Origin of the sequence: Vibrio sp. RE88 (assembly GCF_013113835.1) — a bacterium.
GTDB lineage: Bacteria > Pseudomonadota > Gammaproteobacteria > Enterobacterales > Vibrionaceae > Vibrio.
Map to the genome: position 1 here is coordinate 427,910 of NZ_VTYQ01000001.1, position 20,647 is coordinate 448,556.

The 20,647-nt window shown below is 47.7% G+C and carries 15 protein-coding genes; 11 read left to right on the plus strand and 4 right to left on the minus strand.

Going from position 1 to position 20,647, the window contains the following annotated elements; translation table 11 throughout:
- Positions 1–236 precede the first annotated feature (236 nt).
- Both F0265_RS02050 and F0265_RS02055 read right to left on the minus strand, forming a co-directional pair.
- Positions 237–623, minus strand: coding sequence for a DCC1-like thiol-disulfide oxidoreductase family protein (locus F0265_RS02050; RefSeq protein ID WP_171747556.1), 387 nt, complete (start codon positions 621–623; stop codon positions 237–239).
- A 38-nt stretch (positions 624–661) separates the two neighbouring features.
- The gene (locus F0265_RS02055) at positions 662–1,447 is read right to left on the minus strand and encodes a DUF4344 domain-containing metallopeptidase (protein WP_171747793.1); all 786 of its coding nucleotides are present in this window, start codon (positions 1,445–1,447) and stop codon (positions 662–664) included.
- Positions 1,448–1,668: 221 nt separating this feature from the next.
- Here F0265_RS02055 and F0265_RS02060 point away from each other — a divergent pair, with 221 nt between their 5' ends.
- Both F0265_RS02060 and F0265_RS02065 read left to right on the plus strand, forming a co-directional pair.
- The gene (locus F0265_RS02060) at positions 1,669–2,307 is read left to right on the plus strand and encodes a CatB-related O-acetyltransferase (protein WP_171747557.1); all 639 of its coding nucleotides are present in this window, start codon (positions 1,669–1,671) and stop codon (positions 2,305–2,307) included.
- A gap of 73 nt (positions 2,308–2,380) precedes the next feature.
- Positions 2,381–2,737, plus strand: coding sequence for a YibL family ribosome-associated protein (locus F0265_RS02065; protein ID WP_006961819.1), 357 nt, complete (start codon positions 2,381–2,383; stop codon positions 2,735–2,737).
- 54 nt (positions 2,738–2,791) lie between these two features.
- Here F0265_RS02065 and F0265_RS02070 read toward each other — a convergent pair whose 3' ends face one another.
- Entirely contained in the window at positions 2,792–5,668 is a 2,877-nt protein-coding gene (locus tag F0265_RS02070) for an alkaline phosphatase family protein (protein WP_171747558.1), read from the minus strand.
- 325 nt (positions 5,669–5,993) lie between these two features.
- On the opposite strand from F0265_RS02070, the gene F0265_RS02075 reads away from it, so the two are divergent.
- Together F0265_RS02075 and F0265_RS02080 are read left to right on the plus strand one after the other, a co-directional pair.
- Complete coding sequence (locus tag F0265_RS02075; protein WP_171747559.1) at positions 5,994–6,485, plus strand: GNAT family N-acetyltransferase; 492 nt, start codon at positions 5,994–5,996, stop codon at positions 6,483–6,485.
- Between the two features lie 15 nt (positions 6,486–6,500).
- Complete coding sequence (locus tag F0265_RS02080; RefSeq protein ID WP_171747560.1) at positions 6,501–7,424, plus strand: LysR family transcriptional regulator; 924 nt, start codon at positions 6,501–6,503, stop codon at positions 7,422–7,424.
- A gap of 47 nt (positions 7,425–7,471) precedes the next feature.
- Here F0265_RS02080 and malT read toward each other — a convergent pair whose 3' ends face one another.
- The gene (gene malT / locus F0265_RS02085) at positions 7,472–10,180 is read right to left on the minus strand and encodes an HTH-type transcriptional regulator MalT (RefSeq protein WP_031342294.1); all 2,709 of its coding nucleotides are present in this window, start codon (positions 10,178–10,180) and stop codon (positions 7,472–7,474) included.
- Positions 10,181–10,736: 556 nt separating this feature from the next.
- Between malT and F0265_RS02090 the strand changes: the two genes are divergently transcribed.
- The 7 genes from F0265_RS02090 (at position 10,737) to F0265_RS02120 (ending at position 20,561) form a co-directional block, all read left to right on the plus strand.
- Positions 10,737–13,190: a glycogen/starch/alpha-glucan phosphorylase gene (locus F0265_RS02090; RefSeq protein ID WP_171747561.1), complete on the plus strand. Its 2,454-nt coding sequence runs from the start codon at positions 10,737–10,739 to the stop codon at positions 13,188–13,190.
- 100 nt (positions 13,191–13,290) lie between these two features.
- On the plus strand, positions 13,291–15,471 hold the full coding sequence (malQ, locus tag F0265_RS02095) for a 4-alpha-glucanotransferase (RefSeq protein WP_045986417.1): 2,181 nt from the start codon (positions 13,291–13,293) through the stop codon (positions 15,469–15,471).
- Between the two features lie 254 nt (positions 15,472–15,725).
- Positions 15,726–17,906: a 1,4-alpha-glucan branching protein GlgB gene (gene glgB, locus F0265_RS02100; protein WP_171747562.1), complete on the plus strand. Its 2,181-nt coding sequence runs from the start codon at positions 15,726–15,728 to the stop codon at positions 17,904–17,906.
- A gap of 114 nt (positions 17,907–18,020) precedes the next feature.
- Positions 18,021–18,485, plus strand: coding sequence for a GNAT family N-acetyltransferase (locus F0265_RS02105; protein WP_171747563.1), 465 nt, complete (start codon positions 18,021–18,023; stop codon positions 18,483–18,485).
- Positions 18,486–18,487: 2 nt separating this feature from the next.
- Positions 18,488–19,129, plus strand: coding sequence for an alanyl-tRNA editing protein (locus tag F0265_RS02110; protein WP_171747564.1), 642 nt, complete (start codon positions 18,488–18,490; stop codon positions 19,127–19,129).
- Positions 19,130–19,221: 92 nt separating this feature from the next.
- Positions 19,222–20,247, plus strand: a complete 1,026-nt coding sequence (locus tag F0265_RS02115; RefSeq protein WP_171747565.1) for a S66 peptidase family protein — start codon at positions 19,222–19,224, stop codon at positions 20,245–20,247.
- A complete protein-coding gene (locus F0265_RS02120) occupies positions 20,247–20,561 on the plus strand; it encodes a DUF2834 domain-containing protein (RefSeq protein ID WP_171747566.1) in 315 nt (104 codons plus the stop codon). The genes F0265_RS02115 and F0265_RS02120 overlap by 1 nt, the downstream gene beginning before the upstream one ends.
- The last annotated feature ends 86 nt before the right edge of the window (positions 20,562–20,647 follow it).

A 20,647-nucleotide genomic window follows, 5' to 3' on the forward strand; every position in this document is an offset into this window, starting at 1 on the left:
ATAAAACATCCTGTCTTTGTCTTTATTGGGCACTTGACCAAACTGGGAGGGCCAATGTTGGCTGTGCCTACTTATTGCAATTAGCTCATGACAGACCACGTCTATTTTGTTGCTGAATAGGCGAGCAAAATCATCATAAGCCAAAAGGTTATTTTATAAGATTAGCCAAATTATCGATTCAGGACTGTGAATCTTGATAGGTTAATGGGTGTTTGACGTTAGACATTAGTCCTATTTTATCGGAAACATTGACCGGAATCGCACTTTCTCTTTCCAGTCAGCAGCTTAGAAATGGTGTAGCGGTTGTTGGCAAATCTGAGGTAGCACCAATCAGCAACTGGACGGATGAGCTTCCAACGCAATGGTGCGTACAACCAGCCTTTTCCAACCAGTTTCCATGCCAGATAAGTCACATCTAAACCAAGCAGTAGCGTCCCGTTATCATCCACGGCGTGAAGGATTTTAGCCGCGCGTTTGGCGTCGATCTCAGGATAATTGAGGAAGCTTTCCGAGTGGATATCAACCAACAACAAATGCTGCTGGTTATCGTGGTGCGCTAAACGTTTCATCTCTTTGACGCACAGTGGACAGGTACCATCGTAGAAAATAGTTAGTTGACTCATAAGCTTATCCTCTTTTCATTTACTACGGGTACGCTGCCTTATTGATCAGCGGCTGGTTGCTTTAAGTAAGTGTGCCAGTTATCGCTGATCGACTGGTACTGAAAAACACAGAAATCTTTTCTATCTGCAAGATAATCATTTTCTACTTCATCGAGCAAATTGTTGTGCTTGTCGGGATTGCTGCCGTAAACCAAACACAAAGTCGAGAAGTAGCGTTGTAAGTCAAAACTGTGCTCGTCGATGTATTCACCAAAGTCGTAGAAATCTGGCCTGTCATCGGACTCAAAAGCAAACATATCGGCGGCACTGATCGCGGCTTCATCGCCATTATCCAGGTATTCGATCATTAAAATCGCCGCAAGGTTGTCCACCGCATCTTCTTCTTTGCCAAGAATGGGAATATTTTGATCGGCGATATACGCATGTCCTGCTTCGTGGAGCAGAGTGTGCAAAACGGTGTCCATCGCCCCTAATTTTGTCTCTTTGCTGTATTTTTCGTCGTACTTGTTGTTGATAAAGTAATCCAACGCTTCCTGATAGAAGTGATAAGGCATATGTACCGTGTGCTGCTCTGGGTCATACAATGGCCCGTCCTCGCTTCCGTATTGAATCGTTAGCGTCTTGTTAAATGGGAACAGCGTGTCTGACAGCTCTATCACGGTGTCGTTGACTCCGCTTGTTTCAATGTCTGCTTTCAGTTGCTTTTCGGCCTGGTTGGCGGGGGGCAGATATTGGATCTGAATGTTCTTCTCAGCGGCATACGTTGCGGGCGTGATGGCTGCTGTCATAGTAACTAGAGCCAGCGGAAAAAGGTGCTTATACATAGGCAAACCCAATCTAACGGTGTATTTAATATGCTGACTCAATATTGACATAAAAACCGCCTTTTCGCGTAAAGTTGCGCCTCGAAAGGAGAGCTGACCATGAAAATCATCCCGCTGCTTAAGCAGCCGCGCATCCAATAAGCGTTGTTTAGCTGAACGTCTAAGCAACGCCACGAAATTCGTTCCGTGGCAAATCTGAATTAAATATTGAGGATTTTGTCATGCCACAAAAACACTGGTCGACATTTCAGTTACTGCATCAAGTGGTGCAGAACAAAAACATTCATATCAAAGGGACTCACAGCTACTACAGCGATTGCTGGGATAACGGTTTTGAACAGTCCGTCGTCCGCTACTTACATGGTGACGAAGTCAGCAAGCAATGGCAGCCGAGATGGGATATTGATCAGCTCTATATCGGTGACTATGTTTGCATCGCAGCAGAAGCCGTTATTTTGATGGGTGGGAATCACAACCATAGAACGGACTGGTTTTGTCTCTACCCGTTTATGGAAGAGGTTGAACGCTCTTATCAAAGTAAAGGCGATACCGTCATTCATGACGGAGTATGGATAGGCATGCGTGCCATGATCATGCCGGGCGTGACTTTAGGTGAAGGTGCGGTTGTCGCGGCCAACAGTGTGGTGACCAAAGATGTGGAACCTTACACGATTGTCGGCGGAAACCCTGCCAGATTGGTTAAACATCGCTTTGCTCCTGAGCTGATAGAGAAGCTGGTGGCGCTGGAAATTTACCAATGGCCTGAAGAAAAATTCATCGCTATGCGTAGATATCTGACTCAACCAGACTTTGAATTGCTCGAAAAAGCCATGAAAGACTACGACCAAAAACACGTCTAACGACTAAAATTAGGGCAGCGAGTCAGCTTGTGCTACACTCGCCGCCCTTTTCTGTTTCAATGAGATCAATACCATGAGTACTAAGCAAGAACTTCAAAACCTTCACAATCGTCTGGACAAGTGTCAGCGTAAGCTGGATGCGGCGAAATCTCGTGGTGATCAGGAAATGGTGACTAAGTTCACTGATGAAGCAGATAAACTAAGCAAAAAAATTCACGTGATGAAAAGTAAACAGAAATACGACATGAACAAAGAGCGTAAGAGCTTGATTGACATGCCATTCTCACGTGCAATTACTAAAGAAGAACAAGCAGATATGGGCAAGCTGAAAAGGTCAGTTAAAGGTCTCATCGTGGTTCACCCAATGACTAAGCTGGGTAAAGAGCTGAGACTTGAAGTCATGACAGGTTATGCACCGAAAAAATTCTGATTTCCAGATAACTGAAAAAGCGCCGTAAGGCGCTTTTTTGTTAGTGAAGGAGGCTTAGTGAATATCGAGTTTGCTAAGCAATGATGGATATCCCCAACCATTGTCTCCGGCTTTGACGTCATCTCCGGTCAGGTATTGATACAGGGTTGGAGCCAGAGAGCCGTTCTCCTCACTACTCAGTGGCGTCGCATGTTTACCTATTGGACTGCCCCAAAATCCGATAAAGGCGTCCTTCTCCAAATAGCTTTCGCCTGCGTGACGGCCCGGAACTTTCGTGTTGTAGCCAATGCCTTCCCGAGGGAACAAATTCACGGTTCCTGCTCGCGGTTCGGCATAAAGCTTGGCGAGTTGTACCACTGAATCAGGCCGAGGCGTAAATTGGGTCAGGTCGCGCCATTGCATTTCATCACACCAGCTTTGTGGGTTGTCGATGTCTGCCCGGTTGACACATTGATTGACCAACTGAGCAAACGTCTCAAGCTGTGCTTGATTTGGAGAAGGCAGATAAGGGTTGAGTTTGTTGACTTCAAGTAACGCCGTTTTGCTATTGGCTTTGTAGAAATAGCGCTCTCCTTGTTTGATGATGAGCTCATCGATTCGTTTGCCGTCACGCTGAGCGACCAAACGTACCTGACACTCTGTCTCATCGCAGGTTGATTCTCTGACGACTAGATAGTCGAGACTGTCTGAAAGCTTTTCTACGGACTCGGCAATGATGTCCAGCTTTTCCCCTTGTGGTGCATTGACCGGTGTCCAGTTGGTCAGCTCCGAATAGACAGGTTGTGTTTGCCAACCCGATTGCGAATTAAACATATCCATCATGAAGTTACCGCCAGCGGTAGAGGCTACCACTACATCAACGCCTTGGTTACTTGGATAATTCAATGCATTGGTGATCTTCGGCCCTTCGCCTTCATCGGATGAAATTTTCTTGATCACCAGAGGGTAGTCGAGTGATTCCGAAAGTGGTTCAAAGATCGCTTTCTCTGGATTCAAGGTGTAATAGACCGGAGATAAACCGTGATCCCCCGCCATGCCCCAAAGTGTCTGCTGGTAAATGCCGGCGTCTTTGTACGCTTGTTCAATTTGACGTATCCAGTAATCGAGGCGGTTGAGTTCACCGGTTGGCATAATGATTTCATCACTGAAAGGGCCAACAAAGTGGGCGAAGTGATCCGGCCACGGATTGTAAATCAGGGCGTAATCTGGCATCCCTTGTCTATCAAGCTCTGCATAAGTAGCGATGTCCTGTTCAATCTTCCATTTGCGCGTCAGTTTGGTGTAGAAGTCCCATAGCGGGATCTCTTGATAGCTTTGAATGTTATCGATGAGGGATTGGCGCTGCTTCGTTAGCACGTTTTCAACTTCGGCTCTTTCATTCAGCTCTCTCAAACAACGTTTCTCACCAAAGTCACGCAGTGCTTCGCCTGCGCCAAGGTTAACCAGACCGTCGTAACTGGTGTGAGCATTCCAGTCGTATTGGGCGTTACAGTTAAGCGTTTTCAGGTGAACCAGTCGGTCAAACATCGTCTGAACCTGATTGGCCTGCATTAAGCGATCGAGTTGAAGGGCGTCATTGCCAAAGAAGTAATAGGCTCTGTCTTCGTTTCGATCGACAAAGTGGAAATTTGGGATTCCTGTTCCCTGTTCGCCAGAGACTTTTGCCCCTGTCTTGATGATAGGCAAGTTTCTTACGCTGATCGTCGGTGTGGAAGAGATACCTACCCGAGCAATGGAGTCGGTATGGTTTTGGTAAAGTCGTTTGAAAAACGGTAAGTAGTTAGGGTCACGATACGTTTGTTCTGACAGAACCTGAAGAAAACGCATGGATTGAACGTGCTCAGGGCTACTTGTTACGACAGGGCTGCCGAGCTCAGTGCTCTTGATATGTTGCTGGTAAGCGTGGGAGAGAAAAGGCTTGTTAGGGTCAACTAACCCTTCGATTAATCCTTGTTGCAATCCGTCGACCGTTATCTGAACAGCAAAGCGGCGGTTCTGTTGTGACTCGAGAAACTCAATTGCTTGTTGAGGGTGATCGTCAAACGCGTTTTGTAACCAGTCATTGAGGCGCTCTTGTCTCTCATCCTGATAGACAAACTGGCGATAGGCTTTCAGCACATTGAGACGCACAAAATCGATTAAGGTAATGGTTAACGCTTGCGCTTTGTTATTCGGTTCGCTGGCCCTGTCGGCTGCACCATCGGCCACAATACCAAGTATGGCCTGTTTCATGTCGCCATCTTCCATCCCCGAGGCGGCTTGTTGCAGGATGCCAACCACGATAGGTTGAATTTTGGCGACCAATGCCAAATCCTCAGGTGACTTGGTCAGATATGTGTATTGCTCAGGCAGTCGATCCATATCCTGCCATTCGCCAATCTGAACCAAAGCGTCATATACAGTCACCATGGCTGCCATAAACTGACCATTAATTTGGATGCCTTCCTGATGAGCCTGATCTTTGGCGTGCTGTTTAGGCGCTTTTTTCGCCTTCTCCTCTAGATCAAAGAGCGAGTGCTCAAAGCCTTTCAGTGCTTGTTTGTCATACACAATTTGCAGGTAGGCTTTAAATTCATCGTCACTGCTTATTCCTGTGTAGCGATCGTAGAACTGATAAAGAAAATAGCCGAGAGGAATGGAATAAGTCGGGTCAGCGAGCTGTGTCATGACCCGGCTTTTCGTGCTTGCATCAAGTGGTAATGTCAGTAGGTAGGTCTCTAGAGTGAGACCGCCAATGGTAAACAGGGTCATGTCACGAGCAAAGCGCGTCGAGTAGGACAATGACGAGGTGATTTGATTTTTCAGCACTTCTGTTGAGTTAAATAGCCCACCAATTACTGGGGTATCGCCGATATCGGCGCAAGCGGAACTCAAAGGGGTAAGTGCTGCGACAATTGCAGCAGGAAGAAGCCGTTTTCTCAACCAAGCCATTACTTATTATCTCATTCATTATACTGATAATTTTCATTCTGGCAGGCTTATGGGAGAGTGCAAGAACACGCTGACCAAAGCCTCGATTTGATAGCGTCAGAATGTGACTTGGTTCCAGTTGTCGTTACTGTTAGGTGTTTAATCCTAGCGAGCAAAGTTGCACATTAGATTAATTTACAATGTAAACCCTAAGAGATGGGAAGGGAATTCCCAACTTTAAATGATGACTTTTTATCATGGTTAATATGATTTAAAGTGACTTTAATTCATTCTTGATTGGTTCTACCTTAATAGCTGTCCAAGATGATATTGAAGAGAGATGACTATGAGCCAAGACAACCTCCGCATAGTGCCTATCACAGCGCAACACGATGCAGCGATCTGCCAGATAATCAAGCAGGTCGGCAAAGAGTATGGTGCTGTGGGAGAAGGGTTTGGGCCGTCTGATGCTGAGGTCGACAATATGAGCCAGCACTATCACGAGCAGAACCGCAGCTTGTACTTAGTTGCGCTCTTGGATGACAAAGTGGTTGGTGGTTGTGGCGTTGCGCCTTTTGGGCAAGATGAGCAAACGTGCGAATTGAAGAAGCTTTTTTTACTCAAAGAGAGTAGAGGGCTTGGCTTGGGGAAAACCTTGTCGTTGGCCTGTTTAGAATTTGCTAAGCAACAAGGTTTTGAGCGTTGCTATCTGGACACTTTGTCCAATATGTCTGCGGCGGTGCGTCTCTACGAAAGCTTGGAATTCGAACACCTCACTGCACCGCTAGAAGGTACCTTGCACAATGGCTGCGATGTTTGGATGCTTAAATCTTTGTGATTCTAAGAAGGTGATATGAACAACTACAAACTGCTGCACCCATTGCTGGTACTGCTCCAAACTCGTAGCTTGACCGAGGCGGCACTACAGCTCAACGTCACTCAGTCAGCGATGAGCCGAACCTTGAGCCAGATAAGGACGGCCTTTGACGACCCGATTTTGATTCGGGAAGGTAAGCAGTTTGTGGTCAGTGCCAAAGGCCAGCAGTTACTCGCTCAACTGCCAGATTTGATTGGATCATTAGATGAGCTTTATGCGGTGGAAGAGTTTTCGCCTCACGCTTGTCAGCGAGAGTTTAGACTGGCCTACACGGCATTTTTATCTGAATCGAGTGTGCCTCTTGTGTCTTCTGAACTGCTTAGATTGGCGCCAAACGCAGGAGTAAATGGAGAGCTGTGGCAAGATCAGCATGTCAGCGTTCTTGGTGACAGCCCGATTGATGTACTGGCGACTACACTCGACTACTTTCCTGAGAATATCTACGGCAAAAAATTGCTTGAAGACGAATATGTGGTGCTGATGTCTGGTAGTCATTCGCTGGCTGAGGCTAGCCTTGAAATGGATGATTATTTTGGTGCTTCTCACGTGATGGTGCATGGTATGCGAGAGATGCGTCAGTATGTGGGCGAGCAGTTTGAACAGCGCCAGATTCGCCGTAAGGTGATCGCCAGAGTGCCATCGTTTACTGCGGCAATGGAATTGGTCTGTCAGAGTGATGCGCTGGTTACCGCGCCTTTGCATCTAGCGGGCTACTTCGCCAATCGGTTTGACTATGTTGTAAAGCCATTGCCCTTCGACTTGCCCAAGCATAGTTACTATCTGCTGTGGCACAGTCAGCATCAAAAAGATCCTGCCCATCGATGGTTTCGGGAGCAGAGCTTTGCGGCATTGCAGCGGCATTTGAAGCTGATGCACGCTGCTGGCGTTGAGCAGATGTAAAAAAGCCCTGATAGTCAGGGCTTTTTGCTGAGATTGAGAACCTAGTGTCAGTAACCCATTAATTGCAGAAGGTTTTCTGCAGTTTTGATCGCCTCTTTTCGGTTCGCGATATTGAGCTTCTGGTACAGGTTACGAATGTGGGTTTTGATCGTGGTGCCCGCCACATCCAACTCCTGAGCAATTTGCTCGTTACTAAAGCCAGAATAGATCAGGCCAAGTACCTGCCATTCACGTTGAGTTAGTGGACTGGTGCGAACCAGCTCTGGAATATTCGGGTGGTTAACCAGCTTTTCAACAAACTCTTCATCAAAGTGAACCGAGCGGCTACGTTGAGTTGTCGAGATGTCTTTGAGCAACTGTTGAGCGCGGTGGCGTTCAAGATCACCCAACTCATTTTTGTTGACCAGTTTTTCGAGAATATGACCGATTTTGCCGCCTTCAACGAGGAAATTGCCCAAAATCCCCGTCTGATTTGTCAGTTCCAGCGCTTGTTTGAGCAGTAACTTGGCGCGCTCTTCATCTTGCTGCGTGGTCGCCAACACAGCTTCAACAATTAGGTTGCGGTTATTGTCCGTGACCAGACTGTTGTGATTCGCTTGCTCTTGAAGGAATTTAAGCGTTTCAGCCGCTTCATCAAACATACCCAGATTGATCTGTGCACGGGAGATGTTACGCCACTGGAGTTGAGTAAAGTGGTTACACGCTTTTTCTGGGCGAGGTGTGGTTTCCAGCCAATGTTGAATGGCTTCCATATCGCCTCGTGCCTGCCAGAACAGAATCAGAGACAACGAAGCGTTAGCCGTCCAATCAACATGGTAGGTAGACTGTTTCTGTAGGTGAACAATTTGCTCAATGAACTTGTTGGCTTTGTCCAGCTCACCACGACCGATAGCGATGCGCGCGAGCATAGAGTAGCTGTGTAGGTGTTTACTTGGGCTGTGATTGCCCAGTACATCCAAGCCTTTATAGGCGCATTCCTCGGCTTCATCAAGACGATTCCAACACCAAAAAATCTGTGCACGAATACGTAGCAGGAACTCATGCATCGGGACTTGCTGCAGCTGTTGTTCTTCGATCAGCTTGAAGGCATTTTCCTGCACCTCAAAGGCGGCCTGAACATAGCCTTGAGCAATCAGAATTTCGCTTTGCTGAAGCATCGCCCACAACGCCTGATGGTAAACCTGATACTGACGTGCCAGTTTTTCGGTCTGCTGCATCATAGGCAATGCGCGGCTCAGATGACCCAGCACGTGGTTCACTTCACCAACAACGGATGTTGCTACGATGCGGCTTCGGTAAACTGTGCTATCGAGTTGTCCTAGTGACAACTCAGCCAGCTCAAGCGCCTTCTCCGGCTCGTTTTGGTTGATGGCTACCTGCGCACGTAAGGCATTAAACTCGCCTTGCTCTTTAGTGCTGAGGGTGACATTAAGCGCTTTCATTTGCTCATCCGCTTTGGATAGCAGATCGCCCACATCGTTATATCTGTGCTGACTTTGCGCTAACCATGCCTGAAGCATGCACAATTTTGGCTCACTATAGAGCTGCTCAGGGGCGAGGGTGTTGATCGCTTTTTCTACTGTTTGTAACTCACCACCGTTAAACATTTTCCAGCCATATTGGCTCAAGATGTCTGCAGTAAGCTGACGGTTCCCTGCTTTTTGCGCATGACGAAGCGCCTGATGCGGAGAAGATAAATTCAACCACGCCTGGGCAGCGGTTTGATGCAGTTCTTGCTCTTGCTGAGGAATACGTGCCGAGCGCTCATGGGATAAAAATTCAGCAAACAGATTGTGGAAGCGATACCAGTTCTGCTCGCCTTCAAGTGGGTGGATAAACAGGCCATAGCGATTGAGTGACTCAATCATGCTCAGGGCATCATCACGCTTTGTCAGAGTGGAAACCAACACATCGTTGAAGTGATCGAGAACAGAGCATTGCAGCAGGAACAGGCGTGTTTCTGCATCAAGAAGGTCGAACACCTCTTCCACCAGATAATCCCAAAGATGGGCGTGGTTAAACTGTGAGAATGATTCGGCTGATTGGGCCAGTGTTTTGTGTTGGTGTTGAGCTTGAAGCGCAATCAGTTGCAATGCAGAAGGCCAGCCTTCTACGTAGTTTCTTAAGTTGTCGGCGGTCGTATCATCAATCCCATCAGCCACTCGCTGGTTAAAGAAGCGGGTGGTTTCTTCTGTATCGAATGCCAGCAATTCGTCACCAATCTCAATCATCAGGTCGCGAACACGTAAGTTTGCCGTACCGAGCGGCGGTGTCGCACGGCTAGTGACAACTAGGGTAAGGTTGTCTGGCATGTGTTTGAGGAAAAAGCGAATCGCCTCATGGATATCATCGTTAGAGATAAGATGATAGTCATCCAGAACCAGATAACACTCTTGGTGAAAATTGGCGAACTCGGCAAATACTTCGCTGAAAAGAGAATGAAGTGAAGAGAACTGGCGCTTTTCAGCCAGCTTCTGAGAGTTTGGACAAGCGTTGTGCGTGGCCTTGTTCAATGCCTGTAACAGGTAGTTGATAAAGCGGAACGAATCATTGTCGCTTTCATCAATACTGTACCAGCCCGCATTGGCTTTATCAGCCAGCCACTGCGAGGCCATAGTCGTCTTCCCGTATCCTGCTGGTGAGCGGAATAGGACTAGTTTATAGCAGGGGGCTTGCTGTAATAAATCGAGAACTCTTGGGCGGACAATTGCGTTGTGTAAGCGTCCCGGACGGGTTAATTTCGAAGGAATCCACATCTTCTTTTCCCTGTTCTTAAACACTCTCGAATCCAGATTCTATTCGGAGTGTGTTGATTAAAACTTAGTCAATCAGACCTAATGACAGGGATGTTACTTGAGAACAATAGCGACAGTTATTGATCAACCACCAGATTTTCGCGTATTTCACACTTTGCCCCTCCCTACGCCCTTATTTTGTGATTCTAATCACCATTTGTTGATTTTATAAGTGAGAGTTATCGCTCCTTCTGCACCAAAAACAGTGAAAGTTGCGTAAATCTGCCGCTCAATATGTGATCAGATGAACATATTGATTATTTTATTGAGAATCCAAACACCTAACATTCATACATCAGCGTTAAGGTTAAATCCGTTGATGGTGTGATCTTTATCACCAGAGCTTAGGTGTGAGCCCAATTGATTTGAGAGTTAGATCACTGAGCCTCTGGTCATACGCCCTCTACGCCCTTCATCCTCCTCCTAATAAGCCGTGTATCTGGGAGGATGTTTTGGTTGTCGTGTCAATGCACGATATGTCTCAGATGGATTAAACCCAATAAGTGAGATTTCTCTAATGAAACCTACGCAACAGAAAAATTTTGATAAGGCGTCATTCCAGGAAAGCGTCAAGAAGCATCTGACCGCGACGTACGCTACGACGGTTGAAAAAGCCGATAGCCGCGCTTGGTATCTGGCAATGGGCCGAGCTCTGGCTGAGCTGACAACGTTTGATATGCTGCAAACCGAACAGGATGACAAAATCCTTAACGCAAAAAGCGTTAACTACTTATCTCTTGAGTTCTTGATTGGCCGTTTGACAGGCAACAACCTGATCAGCCTTGGTTTATACGAGCAAATCACTGCAGCAATGGAAGAGATGGGTCAAAATTTAACAGACCTGCTTGAAGAAGAGCGTGACCCGTCACTGGGTAATGGCGGTCTGGGTCGTCTGGCTGCGTGTTTCATGGATTCTCTCGCGGCACAAGAATTCCCAACTGTGGGCTACGGTCTTCACTATGAATACGGTCTGTTTAAGCAGTCGTTCCAAGAAGGTCACCAGCAAGAAGCACCAGACGCATGGCGTGGTGTAGAAGGTTACCCGTGGGAAATCGCACGCCCTGAGCTAGCTCAGGAAATCGGTTTTTACGGTCATGTGGAAGTTTACCACGAGGGCGGTAAAGAGAAGCGTCGCTGGGTTCCGGGCATGTCTGTAAAAGCAATGCCGTGGGATCTGCCAATTGTGGGTTACGAATCTGATACGGTTTACCCACTGCGTCTTTGGGAATGTCAGGCGATTGCGCCATTCTCACTGGCGAGCTTTAACAATGGTGATTACTTCGAAGCTCAGCACTCGCTGATCGATGCAGGCAACATCACTAAAGTTCTATACCCGAACGACAATCACGAGAAAGGCAAAACGCTGCGTTTGATGCAGCAGTACTTCCACTCGGCAGCATCGGTACGTGACATTCTTCGTCGTCACGAAGAAGCTGGCCACACACTGGCGTCGCTTCCAAAATACGAAACCATTCAGCTCAACGATACGCACCCAACTATCGCGATTCCTGAACTGATGCGTATCCTGATCGACGAAAAAGGTCTGGGTTGGGATGAAGCTTGGGATATTAGCTCAAAGACGTTTGCTTACACCAACCACACATTGCTTCCAGAAGCCTTGGAAACGTGGAGTGAGTCTCTGATTCAACGTCTGCTTCCTCGTCATATGGAAATCATTTACCACATCAACCACCTGTTCCTGCAGGAAGTACGTCAGAAGTGGCCGGGTGATGTCGCTAAACAGCAGAAATTGTCGATTATTCAAGAAGGTTTCCACCGTATGGTGCGTATGGCGAACTTGTGTGTGATCGGCTCCTACGCGGTGAATGGTGTGGCTGCGCTGCACTCTGAGCTGGTTAAGCGTGACCTGTTCCCTGAGTTTGATGAACTGTATCCAACTCGTCTGCACAACGTGACCAACGGTATCACGCCACGTCGTTGGCTGAAGTTCTGTAACCCAGGTCTGTCTGCACTGATTTCAGACAAGATTGGTACCGAATGGCCAGCGAAACTGGAACAGCTAGAGCAAATCTCTAAGTTTGCGGACGATGCGAAATTCCAGAAAGAATTCATGGCGGTGAAGAAAGAGAACAAACAGCGTCTTGCGGACTGGGTGTCTGAAAACATGGGTATCGAACTTGATACCAACGCAATTTTCGATGTTCAGATCAAGCGTCTGCACGAGTACAAGCGTCAGCATCTAAACATGCTGCACATTCTGTCACTTTACCACCGCCTACTGAACGATCCTGATTTCGATATGGCGCCACGTGTAGTGTTCTTCGCAGCAAAAGCGGCACCGGGTTACCACCTAGCGAAAGAGATCATCTATGCGATCAACAAAATTGCTGAGAAGGTGAACAACGATCCACGTATCGGCAACAAGCTGAAAGTTGTGTTTATCCCTGACTACCGCGTGAGCATGGCAGAAATCATCATTCCTGCTGCTGACGTATCAGAGCAGATCTCGACTGCGGGTAAAGAAGCGTCAGGTACAGGTAACATGAAGATGGCACTAAACGGTGCACTGACTATCGGTACTATGGATGGTGCAAACGTTGAAATCCGTGAAGAAGTCGGCGACGACAACATCTACATCTTCGGTCTAGAAGTGGATGGTGTTGAAGCGCTACGAGCACAAGGTTACAACCCATTTGATTACTACAACGCAGACCCACTACTGAAAGCGTCTCTGGAGCTGTTGCTGGGTGAAGAATTCACCCCGGGTGAACCAGGTAAACTGCGTGCAACCTATGACAGCCTACTTGATGGTGGTGACCCGTACCTATGTCTGGCGGACTTCGCATCTTATGTGAAGGCGCATGAAGACATGGATAAGCAGTACCGTGACCAAGCGGGTTGGGCTAAGAAAGCGATTCTGAATACGGCATTGGTTGGTAAGTTCAGCTCCGACCGCTCTATTCGAGATTACGTCAATAACATCTGGAAATTAGAAACCGTTAAACGCTAATTCCTAACAATAAAGCCAAGGCTGCAAAGCCTTGGCTCTCTTAATTACATATTAATAAAAACCCTACATGTTGAAGGTATTCAGTCCTTCGGAGAGAGCGATGAAAGAACAAAACGCATTAAAACAAGTCGCTGAAATGGCAAAAATTGTCGACAGCTACGTTAGCGCGTGGGGAGATGAGGCAAAAGTTGACGATGAAACGATTCGTTACTTACTGGCGTCTTTAGGCTACGACACAACAAATGATGAAACTCTTCTGCAATCGGCAGAGAAAAAACACAAGAAGGATGTTCTGGATCCGGTACTGGTCGTACGCGATGGTGATCCGGTCGAAGTGGCACTAAATCTTGGTGCTAGCGCTCGTGAAAGCGAGTTCAGCTGGCGTTTAGATACCGAGCAGGGAGAGGTACTTGAAGGCTATCTTCAGTCTCAAATCGTTCGTGATGAGCGTAAAGAGGGTGGCCCTTTAGTGTTTGCATTGCCGAGTGATTTAGCGTGGGGTTACCACAAGCTAACCATCACTCGTAAGCGTCGTAAGTCCCCTTATGAGATGACTCTGATTGTCACGCCGAGATCTTGTTTCAAGCAAGACGAGATCGACAGTGGCAAAAAAATGTGGGGCCCGAGCGTTCAGCTTTACACCTTACGCACTCAGCACAACTGGGGTATCGGTGACTTCGGTGATCTGAAACAGTTGGTGGCTGATATTGCGTCCCGTGGCGGTGATTTTGTTGGTTTGAACCCGATTCATTCTCTATTCCCAGCGAACCCAGAAGGGGCGAGCCCATACAGCCCGTCTTCACGCCGTTGGTTGAACATCATGTACATTGATGTCAGCTCTGTTCCTGAGTTTGCATTGAGTATTGAAGCGCAGCAACGTGTCGGCAGCGCGGAATTCCAGCAACGTCTGCAAAAAGCTCGTGAATCGCACTGGGTCAATTACACCGAAGTGGCGGATCTGAAATTGAGCGTGTTGCCATTACTGTTCAGTGAATTCAAAAAGCGCCACTTGGATAAGAACACCGAGCGTGCTCAAGCGTTCCTCGCGTTTGTAGAGGAAGGCGGTGACAGCCTGATGCATCAAGCGGCGTTTGATGCGCTGCATGCTTCTCTGCATGCTGAAGATTCTAACGTCTGGGGTTGGCCTGTCTTCCCTGACGAGTACCGTCGTTTTGAAAATACAGCGGTTCAGAAGTTTATTGAACAGAACCACGACCAAGTACACCTCTACATGTACCTACAGTGGGTCGCAGATATCCAGATCAATGAAGCTCAGGCATTAGCGGAAGAGAAAGGCATGTCTGTTGGCCTATACCGTGATTTAGCGGTTGGTGTAGCGGATTCCGGCGCCGAAACTTGGGCAGATGACGGTAACCTAGTGATGGACGCCAGCATTGGTGCGCCGCCAGATATCCTTGGCCCGTTGGGTCAAAACTGGGGGCTACCGCCACTCAACCCACAAGTGCTTCAGGAAACCAGTTACGATGCGTACATCAAATTGCTACGCGCCAATATGAAGCATTGTGGTGCGCTGCGTATTGACCACGTTCTTGGTTTACTACGACTTTGGTGGATTCCGAAAGGTGAAAACGCAACGAAAGGTGCGTACATCTACTACCCAGTTGAAGACATGTTGGCAATCCTTGCGCTGGAATCTCACCGTCATCAATGTAGCGTGATTGGTGAAGACCTAGGTACGGTACCGGATGAGATCGTCGAGATTCTGCGTGAAGCAGGTGTGCACTCGTACAAGGTATTCTTCTTCGAAACGTCTGAGGAAGACGGTGGCTTTATTTCTCCAGCGCACTATGCGGAGCAATCTATGTCTGCGTTGTGTACGCACGATATGCCGACATTACGTGGCTTCTGGCATTGTGACGACTTGAAGATGGGCGAAGAGCTGGGTCTGTATCCGGATCCTGAACAGCTAAAAAGTCTGTTTGCTGATCGTCTTGAATGCAAACAGGGCATTCTCGATTCTGTGGCGTGGCATGGTTATCTGCCTGAAGGTGTGGGGCGCGATGCGCAGTATGTTCCAATGGACTCGTATCTTGCAGAAGCACTGCAATTGCATGTTGCTGCGGGCTCTTCCACTCTGCTCAGTGTTCAGCTAGAAGATTGGTTAGAAATGGACAAGCCGGTCAACATTCCTGGCACCGTTGAGGAGTATCCAAACTGGCGTCGTAAATTGTCGATGAATCTGGACGAGGTGTTTGCTCGTGAAGGGGTGAATCGCATCGCGCATAAGTTGACTGAAGTACGCGCTAAGGTCAGTAAGTAAAAGGCTTTTATTGCGGATAACATAGAAAAATATCGACTCTATCACTCTATGTGAAACCGGAATTCGGTAAACTTTCAGAACGCTATATTAAGCCCGCAATCATTAGCGGGCTTTGTTTTATAAAACCAGAAGCTGGTTACGTTGCGCCTCGATTGTAACGCTTATCAACCAGCGTTCCTGTCCGCAATTATCCACCTCAAAAAGTAAACAGACTTTCGGAATTTTTCAGAAAGTTAGGTTAGGGAGAGAATAACTTGAAAGCGGCAACACTAGACAAAAAAACCAGAGTGTATAACCAACTTTCACATGCGTCGTATGCGGATCCCTTCTCGTTTATTGGGCCTTTCCTCGACCCGGAACACGGTGCACTTCGGGTATGGATGCCCGGTGCCGATAAAGTGGAACTGGTGATTGAAGGGGAAGAGCGTGTTGAGCTGGAACGCGAAGATGCGTCTGGTTTTATCCTGCAGCAGCAACGCGATCTGAAATTTACGCACTATCAGCTGGCGGTTCATTGGGCTGGTGAAGAGCAGCTGATCGATGACCCGTATCAGTACCACACTATCTACGCCGAGTACGATGACCTGCATACGCCGAAAGATATGTACCATCATATGGGGGCGCAGTTTGTTACGCTTGAGCGCGACGGCAAGCAGATTTCAGGTATTCGTTTCCTCGTTTATGCACCCCATGCTTCAGCGTGTAGCTTAGTCGGTGAGTTTAACCAGTGGGATGGTCGACGCACACCGATGCAGCGTCTCGACTACGGTATCTGGGGCATTTTCATGCCAGGTCTGGAAGAAGGAACTCAGTATAAATATGAGCTGAAAGGGCCAAATGGTGAAGGACTGCCGCATAAGGCAGACCCTTGGGGCGCGTATGCAGAACAGTACCCTTCCTTTGCCTCGGTGACTTATGATCACGCCCGCTACGATTGGCAGGATACTCAGTGGCAAAACCGCCCTGTCACTGAAAAGCGTAAGCAAGCGTTGTCTTTTTATGAGCTTCACGCGGGTTCATGGCGTCGTAATGACGATGGCGATTTCTTGAACTACCGTGAACTGGCTGATCAGCTTATCCCTTATCTGGTCGATATGGGTTATACCCATGTTGAATTGATGCCAGTTTCTGAGCATCCATTCTACGGCTCCTGGGGTTATCAACCTGTTGGGTTGTTTGCACCAACAAGTCGATTTGGTTCGCCGGATGACTTTAAATATTTCGTCGACCAGTGTCACCAAGCGGAAATTGGTGTGGTGTTGGACTGGGTTCCCGCTCACTTCCCGTCCGACGATCACGGGCTGGCCAATTTTGATGGAACACCGCTGTTCCATGATCCGGATCCACGCCGAGGCTGGCATCAGGACTGGAATTCCTACATTTACGATTTAGGTCGTGAGCACGTACGCCGCTTCTTAGTATCCAATGCTCTGTACTGGTTTGAGCAATTCCATATTGATGGTATTCGAGTCGATGCTGTCGCATCCATGTTGTACCTCGATTACTCACGTAGCCACGATCAGTGGATTCCAAATGTCGATGGTGGCAACGAAAACTACGATGCCATCGCGACTCTGAAATGGATGAATGAGGAAGTGTACAAATACTTCCCGAATGCGATGACCATTGCTGAAGAATCGACGGCATTCCCGGGGGTTTCAGCGCCTACCTTTATGGGTGGCCTAGGCTTTGGCTTTAAGTGGAATATGGGCTGGATGCACGATTCTTTGCAGTACATTCAGGAAGATCCTGTCCACCGTAAATACCATCATGACACCATTACTTTCCCACTAGTATACGCGCACAGTGAAAACTACGTGCTATCGCTCTCGCATGATGAGGTAGTGTACGGTAAGGGTTCAATCCACAACAAGATGCCGGGTGATGAGTGGCAACAAACGGCTAACTTACGTGCTTATCTTGGCTACATGTACGCCCAACCGGGTAAGAAGCTCAACTTTATGGGGGCTGAAATTGGTCAGACGGCGGAGTGGAATCATGACGATCAACTGCAATGGTTCCTGCTGGAGTTTGAACGCCACCAAGGTGTGCAAGCGCTAACTCGCGACCTGAATAAGTTGTATACCTCTGAACGTGCGATGCATGAACTGGATTGTGAGCCACGAGGTTTTGAATGGCGTTTACAGGATGCCGCTGAGTCGTCCATTCTGGCCCATGAACGTTTAAGCGATAATGGTGAACGTATTTTGGTGATCACCAACTTTACCCCTGTTCCTCACGAGCAGTTCCGATTAGGTGTGCCATTGGCGGGTGAATATGAACTGCTGCTTAATACGGATGACCTGCGCTATAACGGCAGTGGTTATGAAGTGAAACAGAGCATAGTGACAGAAGAGGTTGAGAGTGAAAGTCAGCCTCAATCCTTGTACCTCAGCCTGCCACCATTAGCTACGGTGTTCTATAAACTGAAGTAATGCTGATGCAGATAACAGAAAGAGTCAGTCAATCGACTGGCTCTTTTGTTTTTTGTGATTAAGCCGTTAAGGTGGGTAAGGGCAACGGAATATTTAAAGGGACGGCGGAAGCGAATGGAGACTACGCAAACAACACAGCGCTTTGAAGTAACGACTTTTGAGCCAAGCCACACTCATGACGTCGTGTCGTTGTGGCGAGATTCAATGCAGGACGCTATTGGTATACCTCCGGTTCATCCCTTTGAATCACAGGCGTTTTTCCTCAACCATATCTTACCCGAAACGCATAGTATCTATGTGGCGCTGAGTCACGAGACGCATCAGCCTATCGCCTTTGTCGCCATTAATAACAGTGAAGTCAATCAGCTCTATGTTCATCGAAAGTATCAGTCAATGGGGATAGGCAGCAGGCTGTTGGCAATGGCGAAACAGCAGTCGTCAGGACGCCTGAGTTTGCGGACGTTTGAAAACAACGTTCGAGCTCAACAATTCTATGAGCGACATGGTTTTGTTGCGATTGGCGGCGATACAGAAAACGAAGAAGGACTGCCAGACATTCTCTATGAGTGGAGGCGTTAGCCATGACGGCAAAAGTATTCTGGGATAACCCTTATCAAACTGAGCTGGTTTCTACCGTCAGTTGGATTGAGGATCGTAATATAAAACTGGATAAAACCATTTTCTATGCCGAGTCAGGCGGTCAGGAAAGTGATGAAGGGACAATCGCAGGCATTCAGGTTGAGTGCGCACAAAAGCAGGGTACAGAGATTATCTATACTCTAGCGTCAGAAGCGCCATTTCAAGCCGGGGATGAGGTTATTACCGAGATTAATTGGGCTCGCCGCTACGCTCTGATGAAGCTACATTTTGCGGCAGAGGTGGTACTCGAATTGTTTACTCAACGTTGTCCTGATATCGAAAAAATTGGGGCGCATATCGGTCAAGACAAAAGCCGAATTGACTTCGTCTGGCCTGAGAGTCTTTCCCCTCTGCTGCCAGAGTTTGAAAATAAAGCCCAAGCCCTGATTAATAAAGGTCAACTCATTGAGAGTGAGTTTGAAGATGAAGCGAAACAGAGGCGCTTTTGGCGAGTCAAAGGGTTCGCTCAGGTAGCATGCGGCGGCACACATCTGAAAAGAACCTCTGAGGTGGGCAGAATAGCGTTGAAACGTAAGAATATTGGCCGGGGGAAAGAGCGGGTAGAAATACGCCTAGTGGTTTGATCTATCATACATTTTTATCCCTATCGATGGCTAAGCGATAAAAGGATTGGTTACACTTGGCATTATCGCTTCTGGGTTATGGAGAACCAACTTTGTCTATACTACCGCCTTGCCTGACTAAAGGTGACACCATCGGATTTTTCTCACCCTCGTCACCGGCTACCCATTTTGCCCCGACTCGGTTTCAACGAGCTAAAACGTATCTCGAAAGCAAAGGGTTCAGGCTCAAACAAGGGAAACTAACTGGAAAGTCGGATCATTACCGCTCAGGTTCAATTCAGGAACGTGTCGAGGAACTTAACACCTTGATTCGTGACCCGGAAGTCCGCTGCATTATTTCGACTATTGGCGGCCACAACAGCAACGCCTTACTGCCCTATATTGACTATGAGGCCCTGAAAGCTGATCCGAAAATCATCATTGGTTACTCTGACGTCACGGCACTTTTATTGGGTATCTATGCTCAGACAGGGCTCATCACCTTTTACGGTCCAGCTTTGGTCGCATCATTTGGCGAGTTTCCACCTCTGGTTGACGACACTTTTTCTTCGTTTGAATCCCTACTATGCTCCGCACCTTCACTACCGTATCGCTATCAGATGCCTGAAGTCTGGACAGACGTTATGATTGACTGGGAATCCCAAGTGAATGCTAAACCTGTGACAGCCAATGAATGGCAGTTTATTGGTGACGGGAAAATACGAGGTCGTATTATTGGTGGAAATCTGAACACCATGAGTGGGATTTGGGGAAGTCCCTACATGCCTGACATTGGTCAAGGTGACATTCTGCTTATCGAAGATTCCCTTCATAACATTGCCGTGGTAGAGCGCAGCTTTAACCTGCTTAAGCTTTGCGGTGTGTTTGACCGCGTCGCAGCCATCGTTCTTGGCAAGCATGAACTGTTTGATGACAAAGGGACAGGTCGCACGCCTCTTGATGTTTTGTATGAGGTGTTGAACGGTCAAAAAGTCCCGATTCTTTATGGCTTCGACAGTTGCCACACGCACCCTATGCTGGTCACACCATTGGGTGTTGAAGCCGAGCTCGATTTTGATCAAGGAACTATATCTCTCGCGTCTCCTTGGGTAGTTAACCAACTGACAGGAGAAGAATAATGGCAAGGCTGTATCTCGTGTTAGCTGTTATTGGTATGGTTGTTCCCTACGCGGCATTTATACCATGGTTGTTGCACCATGGTTTGAATATTCCAGAGTTGGTGTCTGAGGCAATGGCATACCCTCTCAGTCAGTTTGCCTGGCTGGACGTCATCATTGCAGCGATCGCACTGATTGTTTTTATTCTTGTTGACGGTCAACGCCTGAAAGTAAAAGGGCGTAATTGGGCCATTGCTGCGACGTTATGTGTGGGTGTTTCCTGTAGCTTACCCCTTTACCTTTACTTGCGTGAGCGCCAGCTAGAGGTTGATTAATGACACTGGTATGGCGTCGTTTTTAAAAGACGAAACTTTTACATTGCGTAGGGTAAAACAATGTAAAGCTCATCATTCTCTGACGG

What these genes read in the sequence shown, in the direction of transcription:
- F0265_RS02055 (WP_171747793.1), bottom strand. Translation starts at nt 1,447, where the DNA reads ATGTATAAGCACCTTTTTCCGCTGGCTCTAGTTACTATGACAGCAGCC.
- malT (WP_031342294.1), bottom strand. Translation starts at nt 10,180, where the DNA reads ATGTGGATTCCTTCGAAATTAACCCGTCCGGGACGCTTACACAACGCA.
- F0265_RS02080 (WP_171747560.1), top strand. Translation starts at nt 6,501, where the DNA reads ATGAACAACTACAAACTGCTGCACCCATTGCTGGTACTGCTCCAAACT.
- F0265_RS02060 (WP_171747557.1), top strand. Translation starts at nt 1,669, where the DNA reads ATGCCACAAAAACACTGGTCGACATTTCAGTTACTGCATCAAGTGGTG.
- F0265_RS02105 (WP_171747563.1), top strand. Translation starts at nt 18,021, where the DNA reads ATGGAGACTACGCAAACAACACAGCGCTTTGAAGTAACGACTTTTGAG.
- F0265_RS02050 (WP_171747556.1), bottom strand. Translation starts at nt 623, where the DNA reads ATGAGTCAACTAACTATTTTCTACGATGGTACCTGTCCACTGTGCGTC.
- F0265_RS02070 (WP_171747558.1), bottom strand. Translation starts at nt 5,668, where the DNA reads ATGGCTTGGTTGAGAAAACGGCTTCTTCCTGCTGCAATTGTCGCAGCA.
- F0265_RS02075 (WP_171747559.1), top strand. Translation starts at nt 5,994, where the DNA reads ATGAGCCAAGACAACCTCCGCATAGTGCCTATCACAGCGCAACACGAT.
- F0265_RS02110 (WP_171747564.1), top strand. Translation starts at nt 18,488, where the DNA reads ATGACGGCAAAAGTATTCTGGGATAACCCTTATCAAACTGAGCTGGTT.
- F0265_RS02065 (WP_006961819.1), top strand. Translation starts at nt 2,381, where the DNA reads ATGAGTACTAAGCAAGAACTTCAAAACCTTCACAATCGTCTGGACAAG.
- F0265_RS02120 (WP_171747566.1), top strand. Translation starts at nt 20,247, where the DNA reads ATGGCAAGGCTGTATCTCGTGTTAGCTGTTATTGGTATGGTTGTTCCC.
- F0265_RS02090 (WP_171747561.1), top strand. Translation starts at nt 10,737, where the DNA reads ATGAAACCTACGCAACAGAAAAATTTTGATAAGGCGTCATTCCAGGAA.
- malQ (WP_045986417.1), top strand. Translation starts at nt 13,291, where the DNA reads ATGAAAGAACAAAACGCATTAAAACAAGTCGCTGAAATGGCAAAAATT.